The sequence below is a fragment of the Streptosporangium carneum genome, from assembly GCF_027922005.1.
GTDB classification, from domain to species: domain Bacteria; phylum Actinomycetota; class Actinomycetes; order Streptosporangiales; family Streptosporangiaceae; genus Streptosporangium; species Streptosporangium carneum.
Genome location: NZ_BSEV01000016.1, coordinates 65,596 through 86,531 on the forward strand (window position 1 = coordinate 65,596; position 20,936 = coordinate 86,531).

Annotated in this window: 19 protein-coding genes and 1 tRNA gene; 15 read left to right on the top strand and 5 right to left on the bottom strand. The window is 70.4% G+C overall.

Going from position 1 to position 20,936, the window contains the following annotated elements; all coding sequences use genetic code 11:
- Positions 1-293: 293 nt before the first annotated feature.
- Both PKF00_RS28345 and PKF00_RS28350 read right to left on the bottom strand, forming a co-directional pair.
- Positions 294-767 (bottom strand): NUDIX domain-containing protein, encoded by a 474-nt coding sequence (locus PKF00_RS28345; RefSeq protein WP_271220707.1) that lies wholly within the window; start codon positions 765-767, stop codon positions 294-296.
- Positions 768-808: 41 nt separating this feature from the next.
- Positions 809-2,134, bottom strand: a complete 1,326-nt coding sequence (locus PKF00_RS28350; RefSeq protein ID WP_309298442.1) for a helix-turn-helix domain-containing protein — start codon at positions 2,132-2,134, stop codon at positions 809-811.
- Between the two features lie 197 nt (positions 2,135-2,331).
- Between PKF00_RS28350 and PKF00_RS28355 the strand changes: the two genes are divergently transcribed.
- From PKF00_RS28355 to PKF00_RS28395, 9 genes are all read left to right on the top strand, one after another.
- Positions 2,332-2,748: a hypothetical protein gene (locus PKF00_RS28355; RefSeq protein WP_271220709.1), complete on the top strand. Its 417-nt coding sequence runs from the start codon at positions 2,332-2,334 to the stop codon at positions 2,746-2,748.
- The gene (locus PKF00_RS28360) at positions 2,745-3,032 is read left to right on the top strand and encodes a hypothetical protein (protein ID WP_271220710.1); all 288 of its coding nucleotides are present in this window, start codon (positions 2,745-2,747) and stop codon (positions 3,030-3,032) included. The genes PKF00_RS28355 and PKF00_RS28360 overlap by 4 nt, the downstream gene beginning before the upstream one ends.
- A gap of 114 nt (positions 3,033-3,146) precedes the next feature.
- Entirely contained in the window at positions 3,147-3,950 is an 804-nt protein-coding gene (locus PKF00_RS28365) for a GntR family transcriptional regulator (protein WP_271220711.1), read from the top strand.
- A gap of 124 nt (positions 3,951-4,074) precedes the next feature.
- Entirely contained in the window at positions 4,075-4,497 is a 423-nt protein-coding gene (locus PKF00_RS28370) for a plasmid replication, integration and excision activator (RefSeq protein WP_271220712.1), read from the top strand.
- A gap of 85 nt (positions 4,498-4,582) precedes the next feature.
- Entirely contained in the window at positions 4,583-5,995 is a 1,413-nt protein-coding gene (locus PKF00_RS28375; protein WP_271220713.1) for an FtsK/SpoIIIE domain-containing protein, read from the top strand.
- Positions 5,992-6,192, top strand: coding sequence for a hypothetical protein (locus PKF00_RS28380; protein ID WP_271220714.1), 201 nt, complete (start codon positions 5,992-5,994; stop codon positions 6,190-6,192). The genes PKF00_RS28375 and PKF00_RS28380 overlap by 4 nt, the downstream gene beginning before the upstream one ends.
- A complete protein-coding gene (locus PKF00_RS28385; protein WP_271220715.1) occupies positions 6,189-7,871 on the top strand; it encodes a replication initiator in 1,683 nt (560 codons plus the stop codon). The genes PKF00_RS28380 and PKF00_RS28385 overlap by 4 nt, the downstream gene beginning before the upstream one ends.
- On the top strand, positions 7,868-8,080 hold the full coding sequence (locus PKF00_RS28390) for a helix-turn-helix transcriptional regulator (protein WP_271220716.1): 213 nt from the start codon (positions 7,868-7,870) through the stop codon (positions 8,078-8,080). Before PKF00_RS28385 ends, PKF00_RS28390 begins: the two co-directional genes overlap by 4 nt.
- Positions 8,077-9,459, top strand: coding sequence for a tyrosine-type recombinase/integrase (locus PKF00_RS28395; protein WP_271220717.1), 1,383 nt, complete (start codon positions 8,077-8,079; stop codon positions 9,457-9,459). Before PKF00_RS28390 ends, PKF00_RS28395 begins: the two co-directional genes overlap by 4 nt.
- Positions 9,460-9,706: 247 nt before the next feature.
- Here PKF00_RS28395 and PKF00_RS28400 read toward each other — a convergent pair.
- Positions 9,707-9,780 (bottom strand) — tRNA-Arg (locus PKF00_RS28400).
- A 291-nt stretch (positions 9,781-10,071) separates the two neighbouring features.
- Between PKF00_RS28400 and PKF00_RS28405 the strand changes: the two genes are divergently transcribed.
- The 5 genes from PKF00_RS28405 (at position 10,072) to PKF00_RS28425 (ending at position 17,405) form a co-directional block, all read left to right on the top strand.
- Positions 10,072-10,824: a phosphotransferase enzyme family protein gene (locus PKF00_RS28405; RefSeq protein ID WP_271220718.1), complete on the top strand. Its 753-nt coding sequence runs from the start codon at positions 10,072-10,074 to the stop codon at positions 10,822-10,824.
- Positions 10,825-10,960: 136 nt separating this feature from the next.
- Positions 10,961-11,905, top strand: coding sequence for a cobalamin biosynthesis protein (locus PKF00_RS28410; RefSeq protein WP_425582192.1), 945 nt, complete (start codon positions 10,961-10,963; stop codon positions 11,903-11,905).
- A gap of 236 nt (positions 11,906-12,141) precedes the next feature.
- Positions 12,142-13,677: a cobyric acid synthase gene (locus PKF00_RS28415; protein WP_271220720.1), complete on the top strand. Its 1,536-nt coding sequence runs from the start codon at positions 12,142-12,144 to the stop codon at positions 13,675-13,677.
- 11 nt (positions 13,678-13,688) lie between these two features.
- Positions 13,689-13,883, top strand: a complete 195-nt coding sequence (locus PKF00_RS28420; RefSeq protein ID WP_271220721.1) for an SHOCT domain-containing protein — start codon at positions 13,689-13,691, stop codon at positions 13,881-13,883.
- Positions 13,884-14,048: 165 nt separating this feature from the next.
- Complete coding sequence (locus tag PKF00_RS28425; RefSeq protein ID WP_271220722.1) at positions 14,049-17,405, top strand: NACHT domain-containing protein; 3,357 nt, start codon at positions 14,049-14,051, stop codon at positions 17,403-17,405.
- A gap of 62 nt (positions 17,406-17,467) precedes the next feature.
- On the opposite strand, the gene PKF00_RS28430 is transcribed toward PKF00_RS28425, so the two are convergent.
- On the bottom strand, positions 17,468-18,502 hold the full coding sequence (locus tag PKF00_RS28430) for a 1-acyl-sn-glycerol-3-phosphate acyltransferase (RefSeq protein WP_271220723.1): 1,035 nt from the start codon (positions 18,500-18,502) through the stop codon (positions 17,468-17,470).
- An 82-nt stretch (positions 18,503-18,584) separates the two neighbouring features.
- A complete protein-coding gene (locus PKF00_RS28435; protein WP_271220724.1) occupies positions 18,585-19,484 on the bottom strand; it encodes a patatin-like phospholipase family protein in 900 nt (299 codons plus the stop codon).
- Positions 19,485-19,600: 116 nt separating this feature from the next.
- On the opposite strand from PKF00_RS28435, the gene PKF00_RS28440 reads away from it, so the two are divergent.
- On the top strand, positions 19,601-20,908 hold the full coding sequence (locus tag PKF00_RS28440; protein ID WP_271220725.1) for an FAD-dependent oxidoreductase: 1,308 nt from the start codon (positions 19,601-19,603) through the stop codon (positions 20,906-20,908).
- The last annotated feature ends 28 nt before the right edge of the window (positions 20,909-20,936 follow it).

The window sequence follows — 20,936 nt, forward strand, 5'->3', positions numbered from 1 at the left end:
TAGGTAAGCCACGCTTCTCGGTGAGCCGGGGTGAGGAACGAACCCCGGATCTTCGATCGCCCCCAACTACGTCGGACATCGGCCAGCCCGTGGCGATCGTCGTGCTGCATGGGGGCGGTGGCGCGACCAGTAGCCGGTGAATGGCGTAGGTGCGGCGCGGTGTGCGTGCGGCGGCGGCCCGGAGTCCTGCGCGCGTGCCGGGACCGGCCCCCAAGCCGCATGCCCGGCACGCGCCGGCAGGCGCAGGGCCGGGCGACGGCGCGCAGCGCCGCCGCCCCTTGATCTATACGAGATTAATTCGGCAACTGCTGGCCGTGCTCCAGATACAGCGGACGGCCGAGGTTGCGGGCGGTGACGGCGGCTGTGACGCGGTGGGCCAGGCGTTCGATCAGGAGGGTGGGCAGCTCTTCGACGGGGTGAAAGTCGTAGCCGGACAGTTCGTCGGCACCGAGGCGGATGTTGTCACGCACGCTCGGGCTGAGGACGCCGCCGTCGAAGAGGAACAGGACCTTGTCGCCCTCCTGCGGGTGGGGTGCCCAGTCGACCACCAGGAGGTCACCGATCGGCGGTTGGATGCCGAGTTCCTCGTGGACTTCGCGCACGCACGCCTGGAACGGGGTCTCGCCCGGTTCGATGTAGCCGCCAGGGATGTCGCGGTAGTCCTTGTAGTGGGGGCGGACCAGGAGCAGGCGGCCCTGCTCGTCGAAGAAGAGGGCCCCGGCTGCGGCGCGGGGAGTGGCCATGGGCGGGGTCTCTTGCTCGGTCATGATCCCTACGGTACGGGAAGTCCGCCCCCTGTGAGAGTCCCTCAGGTGACGCGCAGACGACGCGCCAGATCGGAGAGTCGGTGACTGGGCTTGCCCTTCTGGCGGCGGATCCAGTTCAGGACGAGTTGTCGGCTGAGGTAGTGGTGGCGGATCTGCTCGGGGGCTAGGTGTTCGGCCTGGAGGAGCGCGTCGAGTGCCTCGTCCGTACGGTTCCACAGGCTGAACGCCTGGGCGACGGCGATTCCGTGGCGGGCGCGACGCTCGATCGGCAGGGCACTGGTGTCCAGGCCGGGACCGATGTTGATGGCGACCTGGACGTCTCCCAGCTCGATGGCGGTGGCCACCTGGTGGATGGCCACGTTGGTGGGGCCGAACGCGGTCCACACATGGTTGGCGTCCCCTCCCAGCCGGCGGGCGGACTCCGCGGCCTCGCCCAAGAAAGTCTTAGTGGTGGCACGGTCGTCGGCGCGGGCGGCGGCCATTGAACCAGCGAGAAAGAGAGTGCCGTACACCGACAGGAGTTCGGGACTCGCCTGAGGCAGGTCCCCCTGGAGAAGACCGGCGGCGTCACTGGTCAACTGGGAGGCTGCCTCGTAGCGGCCGTTGGAGAGCAGGGCGTGGGTGACGGATCGCAGGAGTGAGGCGACCACGATCTGATCACCGGAGTTCTGGGCATGGCTCAGACCCCGCTCGGCGGCAATCCACGCGAGATCGGTCTCTCCGACTTTGACGAGGATGGTGGCCGCCGCGTGATAAGCCTGGCCCAGCAGGCTGAGAGCCTGGATGCGCTGATCACCCTGATAGGCGCCGGCGGCGTGGTGGGCCTCGGCGAGAAGGGCGGGCAGCCGGCGGACCACGAGGCCGTACCGGGATGCCTGGTAGGCGTGCCACACGTCGGCGATCTCGTTGTGCAGCTCGGCGAGGCTGGGTGGTTCGTGGGCCTGGGCGAGAGCGGCGAGTGGAGTGAGCTGCCGATAGTCGGTGATCGCCGCCCGTAACGCCGGGACGGTGCGGTCCCCGCTGTCGGGACTCCAGTCGAGAAGGGACGGCTCGGCAAGAAGGTCGCCGAGGGCCACGTCCAAGGCGACCGCGAGGGACTTGATGACCGACAGGCGGTCAAGCTCGATCCGGTCGTTTTCGACTTTGCTCAGCCAGTCCACCGTACGGCCGACAAGCCCGGCCAACACTTCCTGTGACATTCCGCGCCGACGGCGATACCACGCCACGCGCTCCCCGATGGTCAGATGATCCGTCATGCCTCGCATACCGGTCAGCCTCGCACGGATAACTAGGAGACCCCGGAATTCTTTTCCGGGAAGGGGCGGCTTGCGCTTCTTAGTGTCTCGGCGAGACGAGAAAACGTCCATCGTGACGGAGGAAAAGGAGTGGACACAACGGGGTCTCGCGAGACCGGTGGGGGAGAGGACTGCTCGTCCTGCCGGGGTAAGGGGTGGCGATACACGCAGGTGAACGCGACCTACGGCGCTCAGGCCATCGACGGCCGCCGCGCTCGGAGAACGCGGAGCGACTGCTTCGACTGTGCCGGAACCGGATGGCAGGGAACATGACAGACAAACTCGTGTGGCAGCGTTCGGTTGAATCCAGAAGCGGCGACCCTTCCCATGCCGCTGCGGTACTCGCCGAAGAATTGCGCAACCTGGGAATGCCCGTCGATATCCACCGAGGTGACAGAGTCGCGCTGGTCTCGGTATGGATCGACCTGGTCGTCTGGACCAACGGGATCTCGTATCACTGGTGGTCGGGAACCGTGTCGGCGCGCGGACGCTGGCTCTACGCCTATAGCCCGGCGAACGATCCGGTGGCCGCTGCTCGCCGGATCGCCGTCCGATACGCGGAACTGCGCAAAGGACACCCCTTCTCGGGGCTGGTGGAAGAGGCCCAATGCGTACTCCCGGATGATCGCCGACCGGTTGACCTGCGTGGACGGCACCGCTTCGTCCCGTACGCCCAGCCGGAGTGATCGACGTGACCCTCAACGAGTTGAACGCCGTCTACGGCAGGCGATGGAGCATCTCGGCAGCCCTGGGAGGCGGGTGGTGCGCGGTGCGCCGAGGTGATCTCTCCCAGGAAAGCGTTCGGCGCGGACTGTCTCTCGTGCGTTGCGGTCAGACTCTGGAGGAGTTGGCCCGCCATCTGGCGGCCGAGAAGCGCGTCGAAGAGCGGTGGTGGATCGCTGACGCGCCGTGCGCGGGGCTCGATCCGGCTGCCGATGCCCCACCAAAGCAGGCACGGCGACGAGGTTGATCGCCATCGGCGTGTCTCCGACACCCGGTGTGCTCCTCGTCGTCGTGCCCGGCCCGGCAGGCCATGCCCTTCCCACACCTAGGCTTGCCGGGCCTTCCATGTTCATGCGGGGGAGTGGAAGATCCGAGTGCCGATGCTACCCTCAACCTGTTAGAACATGTTAAAGCTGGTAAGGCGGTTGTCATGGCAGCTCCACGCGAGGACGGCCTCAAGTACGAGCGGGTACTGAACGCCTTGAGGTCGCGCATCGCTGACGGCACCTATCCGCCGGGAATGATGCTGCCCTCGCAGAGCCGGCTCGTCGCGGAGTTCGACGTGTCACGCCCCACGGTGATCGAGGCGCTTCGCCTGCTCCGCCAAGAAGGGTTGATCGAGTCCCAGACCGGACGCGGTTCGTTCGTGCGGGGGAAGGTGCCCACGCTGAGCCTGGAGCGCGCGTATCCCGGGCAGCGCCTTCTCGATCTCGCCGAGTCGGAGTCCTTGGCCGAGTTGCTGCAAGCCGGGATCATCGTCGCCCCCACAAGGGTCACCACTCTGCTTGAGCTGCCCGCGGGATCCAAGGCTTTCCTGCGGCAATACGTTCTCAGTGACGAGGACGGCCCCGTGGAACTGGTGTCGGCGTGGTTTCCCATCGACCTGGTCACCGGAACCAAGCTGACCTCACCCGAACCGATGGATGAGGGAATCCGGCGTCATCTGTACGGCCGTAAGCGTCTCCGGCTCGACTACGCAGTGGAACGTACGCTCGCGCGATCGGCGACGGCTGACGAGGCGCAGGTTCTGAAGGTGCCGGCCGGTGCGCCCGTGCTGAACCTCGTCGTGACGGGACATGATGCGGACGGCAGGGCGCTCCAGCTTGTCGACGCGGTCCTTCCGGGAGATCGTCACGAGCTGCGTGACGCCTACCCCCTGACCTGATCTCGCCTGATCGGTCGCTCAAATAATCCAACTTGACATGACAGGTTGGCGAATCTAGTTTTGTAGAGCAACCTGATAGGTCAGGTTGCGAATCAATTCATTTCTGTCTTATTAGGAGAGTGAGATGGCCCTTCAGGGACCCATCCCCGTCAGTTTCGAGCAGGTCTTCCCCCACGGTTGTTACGTCGTCGGGGCGGTCGAGCAGGTCAAGGACTTCGACGCCTCGACCAACGGCCGCACCGTCTACGCCAAGGACAGGACCACCGGCGAACTCGTCTGGCAGGTCGCGGTGATGGACGCCGACCCAGCCGTGAAGGCGGGGCAGAAGACGGTGTCGGTCAAGATCCTGTCGCCGGTCGAGCCGGTCGTCCCGCCGTCACTGCCGGGTCTGCCGTTCACGCCGGTCGAGTTCGACGGCATGACCGTAACCCCGTACGTCAACCAGTCCACTGGCCGCCTGGCCTACTCCGTCCGGGCCACGTCCATGCGCGCTCCGCGCGCCGCAACCGCTCCGGCGAAGACCGGCGGCAAGGACATCGCGGCCTGACAGGTAAACGGGGCCGTCGGAAGCGGCAACTTCCGGCGGCCCCTCGACTCTCCCCAGATGCGATCCGAGAGAGGGCATCAGCCTAATGTTCAGAAAGCTCCCCGGTGACGAGGCTCAGCATCTTGTCTCCACCACTCCCGACACCGCCGTAGTGTTCCGGCCGGCAGTGGTCCGCACTCCGGCGTTCGTCACGTTCGTCATCTTCGCCTGGCGGCTGTTCGCCGGATCGGTCCGGCTGTTCTGGCGACACCCGATCGCCTCGGCCGTCGTCGCGGTCCCGTGCGCGGTGGCGTGGCTGTACGGCTGGCTCCAGAGCGTGGTGCTGATCGCGGTGGCCGTGACCGCTCCGGCGCTGTGGTGCGTCGCGCACCGGCCCTCGTTCCTCCGGCTGGTCGGCTGGCGACTGCTGGCCTTCTGGCGGCTGGTCTGGGTGTACCGGAGGCACTGGCAGCCCGTGATGATCGTCTCCGGCCTCGGGAGGCACCTGCGCGGCCGGGACTACCTTCCTCACCTGATGAGGATCCGGTGCACCTCGTGGGCCGACGTGGTCACCGTGAGGATGCTGCACGGGCAGGCGGTCAAGGACTGGGCCGACCGGATCGACCACCTGGCACACGGGTTCGGCGCTCGTTCATGTCGGGTGTCGATCGCACGGGCGGGCCGGTTACTGCTCCTCTTCCCCCGCCACGACCCTCTGGCCGTCCCCCTTCCGGCTCTGCCGATTCCCGATGAGGTGTCGGTGGGGCCGGTGCAGGTCGGCACCCGTGAGGACGGCGCCCCCTGGCTGCTGAAGGTTCACGGCACCCACGTTCTCGTCGCCGGGGCCACCGGGGCGGGCAAGGGTTCGGTCATCTGGTCGACCGTTCGTGGCTTGCTTCCGGCCGTGCGGGCGGGGCTGGCGCAGATCTGGGCGTTGGATCCCAAGCGGATGGAACTGTCCTTCGGCCGTGCGCTGTTCGGAGAGCGGTACGCGGCGACGCCGGAGAGCTGCGCCGACCTGCTGGAAGCGGCGGTCGAGGTGATGCAGGAGCGGGCCGACCGGTTCGCCGGAGTTCGTCGCTCCCACGTTCCGACCGTTGAGGACCCGTTCGTCCTGGTGGTGGTCGACGAGGTGGCGTTCCTGACCGCCTACCAGTCCGACAAGGGCCTGAAGCTGCGCATTTCCGCCGCGCTCGCCACCTTGACCACCCAGGGGCGCGCGGTCGGGGTCGGAGTGCTGGCCGCGCTCCAGGATCCGCGCAAGGAGGTCATGAACATCCGCAACCTGTTCCCCGACAGGATCGCGCTCCGGCTGGATGAGTCGGAGCAGGTGGACATGGTGCTCGGCGACGGTGCCCGCGACCGGGGCGCGCTGGCCGACCACATCTCACCGGTTCCGCGACAGGGTGCGGGCGTCGGGTTCGTCCGGCTGGAAGCCTCGCCCGACCCGATCCGGGTTCGCGCGGCCTACGTCTCCGACGACGCCATCCGCGCCATGGTCGAGGCGGTGGCGGCGTGAGGGTCTGCTTCTACGGCACCGACGAGGAGATCAGCCGGGTATGCGAGCGGCCGTTCCTGGCCGTCCTCGGGCTGCGTCACCCCGATCCCGTCCTGGCCTTCGAACTGTCCAACGTCTCCGTGACCGGAGACCCGTACGGAACCGTGTTCCGGCTGGCGGCGGACCTGGCCGAAGTTCGCAAGGAGGCCGGCGAATGAGCAACGTGGTCGGCCGTGGCCTTTCACGGGCGGAGCGGCAGAGGATGCCTGTCGCCCTGGACGTGGCCGTGGAGGTCGCCAAAGCCAACGGCGTGTGCGTCCGCCCCCTGGTACTGCGACGGCTGGACACCCGCACCGGGCGGAGCGAGGACGTCAACGTCCCGTGCGGGGCCACCCGGGAGGCCAAGTGCCCGCCGTGCGCCAAGCGCAACAGGCAGCTCCGGATGGTCCAGTGTCGAGAGGGCTGGCATCTCGACCACGAACCCGTCACCGAACCGAACCCCTCCACCGATGAACAGCGGTGGCTGGTCGAGTTCCGCGCCGACGTGCAAGCCAGGCGGGACGCGGCCGAACGCTCCGGGACGGCCGACGAGGTCGCCGACTGGGACGAGGCGATCCGGGCCGTCGACGCCGAGATCAACGCGGCGGGGATACGGGGAAGCCTGTCCGCCCGTACGGCGCCCAAGCGCTCCCGCTCGACCCGGCGACGCCAGGACGCCCCGGACCTGCCCAAACGGCAGATGAGCCCTACCACGCTCGGGCGGACCTTCACCGGAACCGACGGCAGGGTCTACCGGCCGTCGATGTTCATCACCCTCACCCTGCCCTCCTACGGAAAGATCCGGTCAGGGCAGGGCGTTCCGGTCGACCCCGCCGCCTACGACTACCGGCGGGCGGCCCGGGACGCGCTGCACTTCTCCAAGCTGCTCGACCGGTTCGTGCAGAATCTTCGCCGGGTCGCCGGATACGACGTGCAGTATTTCGCCACCGTGGAACCTCAGAAGCGGCTCGCGCCGCACCTGCACATGGCGATCCGCGGGACCCTGCCGCGGGCGGAGATCAAGGCCGTCGCCGCCGCGACCTATCACCAGGTGTGGTGGCCGGCGGCCGACGAGGTCCGCTTCGAGGGCGATCATCTGCCGATGTGGGCTCCGCGGGCCGAGCTTCCCGACGGCGGGACCTACCCCGACGGGCAGAGCGGTGACTACCTCGCCCCCGACACGGGTGAGCTGCTGCCGACCTGGGACGAGGCGCTCGATCGGCTCGACCAGGACGACGACGCCGAACCGCTCCACGTGATCCGCTTCGGTGACCAGGTCGACGTTCAGGGCGTGCTCGCCGGCACCCCGGATGCCGACCAGTGCATCCGCTACCTGAGCAAGTACCTGACCAAGAGCCTGGGGGAGAGCCTCGACGCCGACGACCTCGCTCGCCGGGACCACGCGGCCCGGCTGGTCGAGGCGCTGCGGTACGAACCGTGCTCGCCGTCGTGCCCGAACTGGCTCCGCTACGGCGTACAGCCCAAGGGCGCCAAGCCGGGCATGACGCCGGGCCGGTGCCGGGGCAAGGCGCACAGGCCCGATCATCTCGGTTACGCGGGCCGTCGTGTGCTCGTCTCCCGTAAGTGGTCGAACAAGACCCTGGCCGAGCACCGGCGCGACCGGCGCACCTGGGTCCTGGAAGCCCTCGGCCTGGCCGACGATCCCGCCGAGAACGACCCGTACCGCTACGTCTGGAAACCCGTCCCCGCCGGGGACGGCAACGTCCCCCCGCTCGCCCTGCGGCTGCTGCGCATGGTCGCCGAACGCCGGCGCTGGCGGACGACCCTCCTCGCCCTGCAACAGGAGGCGACCGGACAACCCACAGGAGATCTTTCGGCAATGAGGAAGGCGGCATGAGGAAGGGCGACAAGCTGATGACCGTCCCCGAGATCCTCGAAGAGCTGGGCGGGATCTCACCTCGCACGCTCTACCGCTGGCGCGAGATCGGCAGGTTCCCCGCCGGGCTGCGCCTCCCTAACGACGAGATCCGCCTGTATCGCAGCGAGTTCGAGGCATGGCTCGAAACCCTCCGCGAGGAGCGCGGCCGGAGAGGCAGGGCGGCGTGAGCACCTCGTACAAGGTCAAGTTCTGGGGGATCCGCACCAACACTAGATCCGACGGCACGGGCAAGAAGCCCCGCGTCGTCTCCCACACCGTCCGCTGGACCGTGGGGGAGCGGGAGAGGTCCTCGACCTTCAAGACGAAGGGGCTCGCCGAGAGCTTCCTGTCGGACCTGCGGCAGGCGGCCAGGAGCGGAGAGGCGTTCGACCTGGAGAGCGGTCTTCCCGCCTCAATGGTCAAGGCCAAGGATGCCCGCACCTGGTACGCCTTCGCCGTCGCCTACGTTCATGCTTGGTGGCCCCATGCGGCGGCCAAGACCCGGGAGGGCATGACGGACACGCTCGCCAACGTCACGCCGGTCCTGACGAAGGACCTGCCCGGCCGTCCCGCCGACGAGACGATCCGGCGGGCGCTGCGGGAGTTCTCCTTCCTGCCGGAGGACCGTCGGCCGGAACCTTCACCGGAGATCGCCCGCGCGGTGCGGTGGCTGGAGGCGGCCTCGCTGCCTCTGAGCGCCCTGGAGGAGGCCAAGCACACCCGCGCGGCGCTGGAGGCCCTGGCTCTGCTCCTGGACGGTACGGCGGCGGCCACTTCGACCTACCGGCGCAAGCGCGCGGTCTTCCATCACGTGCTGGAGTACGCGGTGGAGCTGGAGGAGCTCTCGGCGAACCCGCTGCACCGGGTCAAGCTCCGCAAGCCCAAGTCCACCGGTGAGATCGACCGGCGCTCGGTGGTCAACCCGGCTCAGGCGCGGGAGTTGCTGACCGCGGTGACCTACGTCGGCCGTTCGCGGGGGCCGATGCTGGCGGCCATGTTCGCCTGCATGTACTTCGGCGGTCTGCGCCCGGCCGAGGCGGCGGGACTACGGGCCAAGGACTGCCACCTGCCCACGTCCGGCTGGGGCCTGCTGACCCTGGAGAGGACCAAGCCGCAGAGCAACAAGCGGTTCACCGACTCGGGAGAGACGCACGACGATCGCGGGCTCAAGCACCGGGGCCGCAAGGTGGTCCGGGAGGTCCCGATCCCGCCGGAGCTGGTGGCCACGCTGCGGGACCACATCGACAGGTTCGGCGCCGGTCCGGACGGCCGGCTGTTCCGCACCCGCACGGGTGGCCTGATCTCCGGGTCGGCCTACGCCAAGGTCTGGAAGGAGGCGCGGACGTATGCGTTCACGCCTGATCAGGCGGCCTCACCACTGGCGGCCCGGCCGTACGACCTGCGGCACGCGGCGGTGTCCCTCTGGCTCAACGCCGGAGTGCACGCGCCGGAGGCGGCCGAGCGGGCGGGGCACGGGGTGGACGTGATGCTCAAGGTCTACGCCAGGTGCATCGACGGCCAACGCGAGGTGGCGAACCAACGCATCCTCGACGCGCTCGCCGCATGACATCACCGACACGCGCCACCAAGGACCCCGGGACCCCTCGGGGTCCTTCGGCGTTCCGGGCTCGGAACCGTTCCGTGAGTCTCCGGAAACCCCGGTTTCACCTGGGAAAACGGGGCCTCGGGCATTCCGCGTATGTTCCGCGACCGGTGGCGTGCGGCTGCTCACGGCTGCCTTTGGCTGCATGGGGGCGTCCACCCCGGAACATGGAAAAGACCAGGTCAGAGTGGAGATGACCTGGTCCTGGTTGCGCGCCCTGCAGGATTCGAACCTGCGACCGTCGGATTAGAAGTCCGGTGCTCTATCCAGCTGAGCTAAGGGCGCTCCCGCCTAATTGTGCATGATCCGGGGAGTGTCCATGCATCGAATTTCCGTCTGTGTCGTGAGGATCACTTCACGGGCGGGCGACCGGTGCGCGAACGCTCGGGTCGTGATGGCGGCCAAGGAAGTGTACCTGAGGGAGATCTGCCCGGTGGCGTGGCCGTGTCGTCGGTGATCTCCGGGGAGCCGGGGGTTTCGCCGAAAATCGTTCTCTCCGGCGGGTGGACCGGTCTAGGCTCGTATGTCATGTTCGCCGTCACGCTCCATGAGGAGATTCCCTTATTGGGCGGTGACGTGACCGACGGGGTTGTGCGGGTCGGTGACACCGTCCGCAGGCCGACTCGGCCTTCCACGCGCTCGGTGCACGCGCTGCTGCGGCATCTGGAGGCAGTCGGGTTCGACGGCGCGCCCCGGATCGTCGGAGTCGACGGAAGGGGCAGGGAGGTCCTGACCTACGTCGAGGGGGAGTCGGCGCCCAGGCCGCTGCCCGCGTACGCGCTCACCGACGAGTCCCTGGCCGCGCTGGCGGTGCTGCTGCGGCGCTTCCACGACGCCTCCGCCGGGTTCGTCCCCCCGCCCGACGCCGTCTGGGAGGCCGGGTCCAACGACGACGCGGCCCCCGAGCTGATCGGTCACTGTGACGTCAACCTCGACAACGTGATCTTCCGTGACGGGCTGCCGGCGGCGCTGATCGACTTCGACATGGCCAGGCCGACGACCAGGCTGTTCGACGTGGTGACGACCCTGCGGCACTGGGCCCCGATCGCAGATCCGGTCGATCTGGAGCCACTCCAGGCCTCCCTGGAGATCGGACCGAGGCTGCGGCTGTTCTGCGACGCGTACGGTCTGAAGCCTCGTGACCGCCGTCGCCTCCTGGACCTCTCTAGAGTGCGCTTCGACCGTTCCTACCATGCCATGCGCACCAAGGCGGTGACCCTCGGCGGCGGCTGGGCCCGCATGTGGGACAGTGGCGCGGGAACGCGCATCCGCCGGGCCTGTGCCTGGCTTGAGAAGAACCAGGACCGGCTCCATGCCCACCTTGTCTGACCTGTCCGGCACGCCCGCGCCCGAGGGGGTGGGGAAGGTCCTCTCCCGCCTTCTGCCCCGAGCCGCGAGCAGGTCCTCCTCGAAGAGCGGGTCCTCCTCGAAGGGGGCCGGGACCGGGAGGGCACAGGCTCTGGGGATGCTCGCCGGGATCGTCGCCGACGCCGTCCTCGGCGACCCGAGGCGCGGGCATCCGGTCGCGCTGTTCGGGCGGGCCGCGGCGGCGTTGGAGAGGCGCGTGTACGGCGACGCCCGCCCCACGGGGGTCGGCTACGTCGCGCTGTGCGTCGGCCCGGTCGCGCTGCTCGGGGTCGCCGTGACCGGTGTGGGGAACAGGGTGGGAAACCCCTTGCTGCGGGGCGCGGTGAGCGCCGTCGCGACCTGGGCGGTGCTGGGCGGCACGACGCTGGGGCGCGAGGGCGTGGCCATGGCCGAGTTCCTCGAGGCCGACGACCTCGCCGGGGCGCGCGGCAGGCTCTCGCACCTGTGCGGGCGCGACCCCTCCCCGCTGGGCTCCGCCGAGTTGGCCAGGGCCACGGTCGAGTCGATCGCGGAGAACACCTCGGACGCCGTGGTGGCGCCGCTGTTCTGGGGGGCGGTCGCCGGTGTTCCCGGGCTGCTGGCCTATCGGGCGGTCAACACGCTGGACGCCATGGTCGGCCACCGTAACGCCCGCTACGAGCGTTTCGGGTGGGCCGCCGCCAGGCTCGACGACGTCGCCAACTTCGTTCCGGCGCGGATCACCGGTCTGCTCACGGTTCTGTGCGCCCCTCTGGCAGGCGGCTCGGTCCGGCAGGCCGCGGGCGTGCTGCGCAGGGACGGTCACCGCCATCCGAGCCCCAACGCGGGCCGCTGCGAGGCGGCCTTCGCCGGGGCGCTGGACGTCACGCTCGGCGGCACGAACGTCTACGGCGACCGCGTGGAGCACCGCCCCGAGATGGGGGACGGGCCGAAGCCGTCGGTCGGGGACATCCGCCGTTCGGTGCGGCTGGCACGGGCGGTCGGCCTCGCCGCGGCGGGCCTGGCGGTGCTGGCGGCGTCGCGGCGCGCCCGCGGACGGTCGAGGTGTCTCCCACGATGGTGATCACGGCGCTCGCGGCCGGTCGGTGATCGGCGCGGGCGATCGACGCGCCCTGGGTGGGCGGCACGGTGTGCCACACGTCATGCTGTGTGCATGATTGCCCACCCACCGGGGAGGCCGCCCGTGACCCAGGCCGGTCCCGACAGCGCAGAACGGGGCGGCCACGGCCTCGTGACCACCTTCCCGCCTCGCCGCCACGAGCCCGCCCTCCCGGCCGCGACGGTCACGGGGGTGGGCGCGTGAGAGGGGCCCTGCTGGTCGCCGGGACCACCTCGGACGCGGGCAAGAGCGTCGTCACCGCGGGAATCTGCCGCTGGCTGGCCAGGCAGGGGGTGAAGGTCGCGCCGTACAAGGCCCAGAACATGTCGTTGAACTCCTTCGTCACCGCCGACGGCGCCGAGATCGGCAGGGCCCAGGCGATGCAGGCCGCCGCGTGCGGCCTGGAGCCGACCGCGGACATGAACCCGATCCTGCTCAAGCCGGGCAGTGACCGGCGCAGCCAGGTCGTGGTCATGGGCAGGCCGCTCGCCGAGGTCGACGCGATGGAGTACTGGGAGGTCAAGGACCGGCTCCGGCAGGTGGCCGTGGAGGCGCTCGAGCGGCTGCGCGACTCCTACGACGTGGTGGTCTGTGAGGGGGCGGGCAGCCCGGCGGAGATCAACCTGCGCAGGGGCGACATCGCGAACATGGGGCTGGCCCGGGCCGCGAACCTGCCGGTGATCGTGGTCGGCGACATCGACAGGGGCGGGGTCTTCGCCTCGCTGTTCGGGACGGTCGCGCTGCTGGAGCCCGCGGACCAGGCGCTGATCGCCGGTTTCGTGGTCAACAAGTTCAGGGGGGCGCCCGAGCTCCTCGAACCCGGGCTCGACATGATCAGGAACCTGACGGGGCGCGAGGTGTACGGCGTGCTGCCCTGGCTGGACGGCCTCTGGCTGGACGTCGAGGACTCCCTGGCCCTGGACAACAGGCCCTCCGCCGGGCCGCGGGCGCCGTACGGCCGGCAGACCCTGCGGGTCGCGGTGGTCAGGCTGCCGCGCATCTCCAACTTCACCGACGTCGACGCCCTGGTCTCGGAGCCGGGGGTGACGGTCAGGTTCGTGACCTCCCCCGGCGAACTGGACGACGCCGATCTGGTGGTGCTGCCCGGCTCCCGCGCCACGGTCTCCGATCTGGCCTGGCTGCGCGCGACCGGCCTGGCGGACGCGCTGCCCGGCAGGGTGCTGCTGGGCATCTGCGGCGGCTACCAGATGCTCGCCAGGACCATTCGCGACGACGTCGAGTCGGGAGCGGGAACGGTCGAGGGGCTGGGGCTGCTGCCCGCGACGGTGGAGTTCGCGGCCGAGAAGACGCTGGGCCGTCCCGTCGGCAGCGCGTACGGCTGCCGCGTCGAGGCCTACGAGATCCACCACGGCGTCGTGACCCCCGAGGGCGGGGAGTCCTTCCTCGACGGCTGCCGCTCCGGCACGGTCTGGGGCACGACCTGGCACGGCGCCCTGGAGAACGACGACTTCCGCCGGGCGTTCCTCGCCGAGGCGGCGGCCGCCGCGGGGCGCGACTTCACCCCGGCTCCCGGAGTCAGCTTCGCCGCGCTGCGCGAGGAGCGGCTGGACGCCCTGGGTGACCTGGTCGAACGGCATGTGGACACCGACGCCCTGCTCAGGCTTCTGGAGGGCGGCGCCCCGGCGGGCCTGCCGGTCCTGCCTCCTGGCGGGGCCTTGCGCGAGGCGCCGGACTTCTCCAGAATCTCGCACAATAGAGCCATGGAAGGTGAATGATGTTCCGGCTCGTGGTGGTTCTTCTCATCATCGCCGTGGTCGTCGTGGTGGTCCTGCGCCCCGACCCGATAATGCGCGTCCTCAAGGGGAACAGGCGACCCGCTCTCGACGATCCCCGTGAGATCCTCAAGCGCCGTTACGCGGCGGGGGAGATCGACGAGGACGAGTACCTCCGCCGGATGTCGGGCCTCTCCCAGGACTGGTAGACGGCCTGCCCGGTTCGGGCGTCCCGCGGGATCGCAGCGGGACGCGGCCGGTTCACGCCTCGACGCCGCTCGGGCGGCGGTCGCCGGCGACTGGGGGTTTCCCAGTGCCCGGCGGCTTTTTCGATGATCCTTGGAAGCGAACGTCACAGTGCGCCGAGGAGCAGGATGTCCGGACTGGAAGCCGTCGTGGCCGCTGCGGGAAAGGCCGTCGCGGGACGTGCCGTGCGGGAGGGGCTCGCCGCCAGGGCGGCCAGACAGGAACGGGGCGCGGACCTGACGACCCTGATCCGCAGCGGTTTCCCCGACCGGTTCGTACGGCGCAGCCTCGAACGCCAGATCGAGGCCGTCGCCGACGGGATCGAGCGGCGGCTCGCGGTGCTCGTCGAGCAGGAGTACGGCGGGCTCACCGAGAACGACAGGGCGGCGGTGCTCCACGAGGTCGTGGCGACCCTGGAGGCCGCGGACCTGTCCGACCGGGCCGTCATGGCCGCCGACATGGACCCGGTCAGGCTCGCGAAGACCCTCGGAGCCGGGTCGCCCGCCCCCGCCAGGCAGCTCGGCGAGGCCGGGGCCAGGCTGTACGACGTGCTGCTCGAGGAGTGCCTCGACTGTCTGCTCCGCGTCGTCCAGCAGCTCCCGCAGTATCTCCCCAGGGCCGCGACCGAGGTCCTGGGCCGGATGTCCTCCGTGGAGGAGCAGGTCGCCGCGCTCGGCCAGCGGATCGCCTCGGGTCTCGACAGGCTGCCCGTCCGCTCGCTCGACGCGCCCTCCGGCACCCAGGACGACGCGGAGTTCGAACGCCGCTACCTCGAACATCTCAGCACGGTCCTCGACGAGGTCGAGCTGTTCGGCGTCCGGGTGGAGAACTACCGGCCTCGTGCCACGTTGAGCGTCGCCTACATCAGCCTCAGCGTCTCGGCGGAGAGCCGGGCAGGGCGTCGTCGCGTCCCCGACCGGTTGCTCTTCGCCGACCTGACCGAGACGGCCGCCGAGCACGAGGCGGCGCCCCTGCGCGTCGAGAGCGCGCTCGGCCGCTCCCCGCGGACGCTGCTTCGGGGCGACGCGGGTTCCGGCAAGAGCACGCTGCTGCGCTGGCTGGCGGTGACGGCCGCGAGGAGCGGCTTCTCCGGAGACCTGGCCCACTGGAACGGCTGGGTGCCGTTCGTCGTCAAACTCCGCAGCCACCCCTCGGGGAGGTTCCCCACCCCGGAGGAGTTCCTCTCCGACGTCGCCGGGGCCGTCGCGGGACGGATGCCGGACGGCTGGGCGCACCGGGTGCTCGACGCGGGACGGGCGCTGCTGCTCGTCGACGGGGTCGACGAGCTGGCCGTGCGGCACAGGCCCGCGGTCAGGCAGTGGCTGGGCGGCCTGCTGGCCGCCTACCCGCAGACCGTGACGATCGTGACCTCCCGGCCCGCGGCGGCCGACGCGCGCTGGCTGGGCGAGGAGGGCTTCTCCCCGCTCGTGCTGGAGCCGATGACCCCGTCGGACCTGCGGGCGCTCGTACGGCAGTGGCACACCGCCATGCGCGGGTCCAGGAGCCTGCCGTGCGCTCCGGAGCGGCTGGACGAGTACGAGGGCGCGCTGCTGGCCAGGTTCGAGAGCAGCCCGCACCTGAGGATGCTCGCCTCGACCCCGTTGCTCGCGGCGATGCTGTGCGCGCTGAACCTGGACCGGGGCAAGCAGCTGCCGCGCAACCGGATGGGGTTGTACGCGGCGGCGCTGGAGCTGCTGCTCGAACGCAGGGACGCCGAGCGGGGGATCGCCTCGGAGGTCGCGTTGGAGCCCGAGCAGAAGGTGCGGGTGCTGCAGGACCTGGCCTGGCAGCTGACGGTCTGGGGGCGTTCCGAGCTGTCCGCGGTTACGGCGCTCAGGCGGGTGGAGGACAGGATCCGGAGCATGCCCAGGGTCGACGCGTCCGCGCAGGCCGTGCTGGAGCACCTGCTGCAGCGCAGCGGGGTGGTCAGGGAGCCGGTGCCGGGGCGGATCGACTTCGTGCACCGGACCGTGCAGGAGTATCTCGCGGCCAAGCAGGCGGCCGACGACGCGGACGTCGAGCCGCTGGTCGAGCGGGCGCACCTGGACCAGTGGCGGGAGACCGTGGTGATGGCCGCGGGACACGCCAACGCCCCCGTACGGCACGAGCTGCTGCGCGGCCTGCTCGACCGGGTCGACGAGGGCGGCCGTCACGGGCGCAGGCTGCGGCTGCTGGTCGCGGGCTGCCTGGAGACGATCCAGGAGCTTCCCGGGGACCTGCGCGAACGCGTCGAGGACTGCCTCGCCACGGTGATCCCGCCCAGGAACAAGGCGGAGGCGAGGGTGCTCGCGCTCGCCGGGGAGGAGGTGCTCCGCCGCCTCCCCGACGAGCTGGGCGGGCTGTCGGAGGCGAGGGCGGCGGCGACGGTGCGGGCCTGCTGGCTGATCAACGGGGTCGACGCCCGACGCAAGCTCGCGGGATACCGGAGGGATCCGCGCGGGGAGGTCCGGCGGGAACTGGTGGCCGGGTGGAGCTACTTCGATCCCGACCTGTACGCCGCCGAGGTTCTCGCGGAGGCCCTCCTGCGCGCGGGCATACTGAACATCAGTAATCCGCGACTTCTGGGAAGTCTCCGGCACCTCGGGCATCTCATGGCCCTTCACGTGTTCTGTCGGCCCGTTGACGGCCTGGGCTTCCTCCGGCACACGCCGTCGTTGCGCTCGCTGCGTCTGTACTCCGTGGGCGAGGCCGATCTCGACGACGTGGCGTCCCTGCCGAGGTTGAGACAGTTGTCGATCACCATGAGCCTGCGCCGCTCCGCCGACCTCGGATGCCTCGCCCGGCTGACCCGGTTGCGGCGTCTGAGCCTGCTGAACCACGACTTCGGGGAGGATCTCACCTTCCTCGACGCCCTGCCGTCGCTCGACTCGCTGGTGCTCGGCGACCTGGAAACGGTCAGGGACTTCGGCCCGGTCACCCGGCACGCCGAGCTGGACACGCTCTCCCTCTACGGGGCGCGCCATCTGAGGCACGCGGCGTTCTTCGCCGGCTTTCCCCGGCTGAGGAGGGTCAACCTCAGCCACGTCGACGTCCAGGGCGGTCTCGCCGCTCTCGTCGACCACTGCCCGGAGGTGAGTGTCCTCCGGCTCTGGAACGTCTCCGTCGACGACCTGGACGCGCTGAGCGCCCTCGGCCTCACCGAGCTGAGCCTGGTGGACTGTCCGGGGGTGACGGATCTGGCCCCGCTGGCCCGCCAGCGAGAACTCGAGGCCCTGAACCTCAGCGGCTCGGCCGTCTCCGACCTCGCCCCCCTGGCCGGTCTCATGGGGCTTCGCGACCTCGTTCTCGACGGCTCCCGGGTGACGGACCTCTCACCCCTCGCGTCCCTGGACGCGCTGAAGGAAGTCGACCTGCGAGGCACCGCCCCCGTCCTCGACCTGGCTCCGCTGTCCGGCAAGCCGGGCCTCCAGGTGGTGGCCGACGCCGGTCAGGAGCTTCGCAACGCCCGCCTGCTCCACAGCAGCGCGCGGATCAAGCGGCTGTGACGGGCGGGCGCGTCGACGAGGGCGACGCCTGATCGCGCCCTCGTCGACGTGCCGTCCCCTGCTCAGGCGGGGGAGACCGGGGCGGACCGGTTCTCGGCGATCCAGGCGTCGATCTTCTCCCACTGGTCGAACAGCCAGCCGATCTGCGCCTCGCGCTCCCGCGGGACGTCTTCGGCCCGGACCCGCCACCACTTGGCCCTGATCTCGGCTCGGACGGGGAGCTTGCGCCAGACGTCGCCGATCGTGACCAGGTCGTCGAGGCCGGTGTGGGCGACGAAGACCACGTCCGCGGCGGGGCAGGCCTCGATGGCGGCGATCGCTCCGTTGGGGTGGGGGGCCATGAGATGCTCCAGCCCTCTGGCGCGGGCGGCCTCCTCCGCCAGGCCCTTGCGCTCAAGGCGCAGGATGGCCCGCCAGCGGCGCTTCGGGGTGAAGTTGCCGCCCTCAGGGAAGATCACCAGGGCGTCGTCGGCGTCCATGTCCGAGGCCAGGCGGTGGATCTCGGCGACGACGCCGCTCGCCGAGACCTCGCGGGGGACGAAGGCGTTGGGCAGGCGGTTGATCATCACGTCCAGCGAGGGGTCGAGCTGCAGGGCCGCCTTCATCACGATCCTCGGGCGGCGGCCGTACAGGGTGAGCAGGTGGTGCACGAGCAGGACGGAGTCGCCGGGGCCCGCGTGGCGGGACAGGACGATCACGGGACGGGTGAGGCGGCGGGAGACCTCCTCGGGGGTCGACGGCGGCTCGTCGATCTCGACGCTCAGCCGGAAGATCCGTACGGCCGCGCCGTAGACCCCGGCCAGCACCCACCTGACCAGCGCGTAGTGCCGCTCCTGCTGTTCGTCGCGGCTGAGCCGCCCGCCGAGTCCGCCCGCGATCCACAGCCACAGACAGGCGACCAGCGCCATCGACTCCAGCGTCAGCCAGGCGACCGCGAACCAGACGAGGCGGGTGCCGCGCCGCTGCGGGGGCGGCAGGCGCAGCGAGGCGGCGGTCACCACCAGCAGCCAGACCGGGAGCGTGACCACGGCGACCACGGTGAGCACGATGACGAGGGGCGCGAGGATCAGGCGGCGGACGATGCGAGGAGGGAGCATGAACGTCTCCTTCCTGCCAGGTCCATACGGTCCTTTATATGCCTATATGAGCTGATCTGCGGGTTTCTGGTGGTCCGAGATCTCAGGGAGATCCGGAGGGGCGCTGGGCGAGATAGCGGGACGAGGCCTCGTAGGCGCGCTCGATGTGACCGGATATCTGCGACGAGTCCCGGTAACGCAGCTGGGAGAGGTCGACCCCGGGACGGGTCTCGGCCCCCGCGGGCATCACGTGAACCTCCACGCCCTCGGGCAGGGCGGCCATCTCCTCGGCGAAACGGTGCCTGCGGGCGATTTCGAAGGCGGTCAGGCCGACCTCCCAGGGACGGCGCGGAACGGTCAGCGGCCGCTCGATCCGGCCGACGTGCAGGACGTAGACGCGGCGGGCGCCGAGGGCCACCGCGCGCCCCACGGGGATGCTGTGGACCAGCCCGCCGTCGAGGAAATGGCCGCCGCCGACCCGGACCGGCGGGAGCAGGCCCGGCACGGCGCACGAGGCGAGGACCGCCTCGACCAGCGGACCCTCGGTGAACCAGTGGGCGCGGGCGTGCTCGACGGAGGCGGCCACGCACTGGAACGGCACGGCCAGCTCCTCGATGCGGGAGACCGGAAGGGTCCGGGCCAGCAGGTCGCGCAGCGGCTCGGGGGAGTGCAGGTGGGTGCCGCTTCTGGCCAGGGTGGACAGGCGGGTCATCCACGATCCGGCGAAGGCCGTACGGACGACGTCCGAGCCCCACAACGAGGTCAGGCGCGCGACCGCGTCGGCGGGGTCGGCCGCGAGCACGACGCCGTTCAGCGCGCCCACGGACGTGCCGACGACCAGGTCGGGTTTGACGCCCGCCTCGTCGAGCGCCCGCAGCATGCCCACCTCGTGGGCGCCGAGCAGGCCTCCGCCGCCCAGCACGAAGGCCGTGTCCATGCCCTGGCCGGCGGCCGGGGTCGTGTCCGGGGTCATGTCCGGAGGCGTGTCCGGGTCCGCGCTCATGGCTTTCACGATAGACGTCCCTGCGAGCCCCTGACCCGCGGCAATTGATCGTTTAGTCTCGATACCTGGCGTACTTTCCGGTTGGTTCGAGGCATCGGCGCGGCGGGGAGACCTTCATGATCCATAGGACAGGGGAGCACGCGGTCGTTCTGGGAGCGGGGATCAGCGGGCTGCTCGCCGCACGGGTGCTGACCGACTTCTACGACCGGGTGACGCTCGTCGAACGGGACGACCTCACACAGCAGGCTCCTCGCAGGGGCGTGCCGCAGGGCTTCCACGCGCACGCCCTGCTGCCGCGGGGCCTGCAGGTCCTGGAGGAGCTGTTCCCCGGCCTCACCGGGGAACTGGTCGCCGGGGGCGCGGTGCCGTACGAGATGATCGTGCAGGTTCGGATGATCATGGGCGGTCGTGAGTTCGCGAGGTCGCCGACCGGAGACAGGGGGATCTCGGCGACCAGGCCCTTCCTCGAGGGGCACGTCCTGCGGCGGGTGCGGGAACTGCCGGGCCTGGTGGTACGGGACCGCACTCAGGTCGCGGGACTCGTCACGAAAGACGACGGGGTCACCGGCGCGCTGGTCGCCGGCGTCGGGGACGGCGCCGAGGAGGAACTGCCCGCGGATCTCGTCGTCGACGCCATGGGCAGGGGCGGCCGGACGCTCGCCTGGCTGGAGTCGATGGGCTTCGACCGGCCGCAGGAGGAGACCGTCAAGGTGGAGGTCGCCTACTCGACGTGGTACCTCAGGCTCGCGGAGGGGGCGCTGGGGACGGACCACATGATCCTTGTCGGCACGCATCCGGGGCAGCGCAAGGGCGCCGCGCTCTGCGCCGTCGAGGGCGACCGCTGGCTGGTGACGCTCGGCGGCAACGCGGGCCTGCGCCCTCCCACCGACCCTGAGGGGTTCTTCGCCTGGCTCGACGAGGTGGTCCCCGCCGAGGTGGCCGAGGCGGTGCGCGCCGCCGAGCCCCTCGGCGAGATCGGCACGGCCGGCATCCCGACCAGCGTGCGCCGCAGGTACGAGCGGCTCGACCGTTTCCCCGAGGGACTGCTCGTCACCGGGGACGCGATCTGCAACTTCAACCCCATCTACGGGCAGGGCATGGCGGTCGGCGCGCTGGACGCGCTCGCGATGCGCGACTCCCTGAGCGCCGGCGCCGACGACCTCGCGCGCCGCTACTTCGCCGCGGTGGCCAGGGCCCTCGACCCGGCCTGGCAGTTGTCGACCGGGGCGGACCTGGCCATGCGCAAGACGAAGGCGGCCAGAACCCTGCGGGTCAGGCTCCTCAACGCCTACATCCGCAGGCTGCAGTGGGCCGCCGCCCGCGACCCCAGGGTCGCCGTCGCCTTCACCAGGGTCACCGGCCTGCTCGATCCGCCCTCCGCCCTCATGCGCCCCGCCGTGGTGTGGCGCGCCCTGCGAGGCTGAGACCGCCCCTCCTTTCCTCACCTCCGCG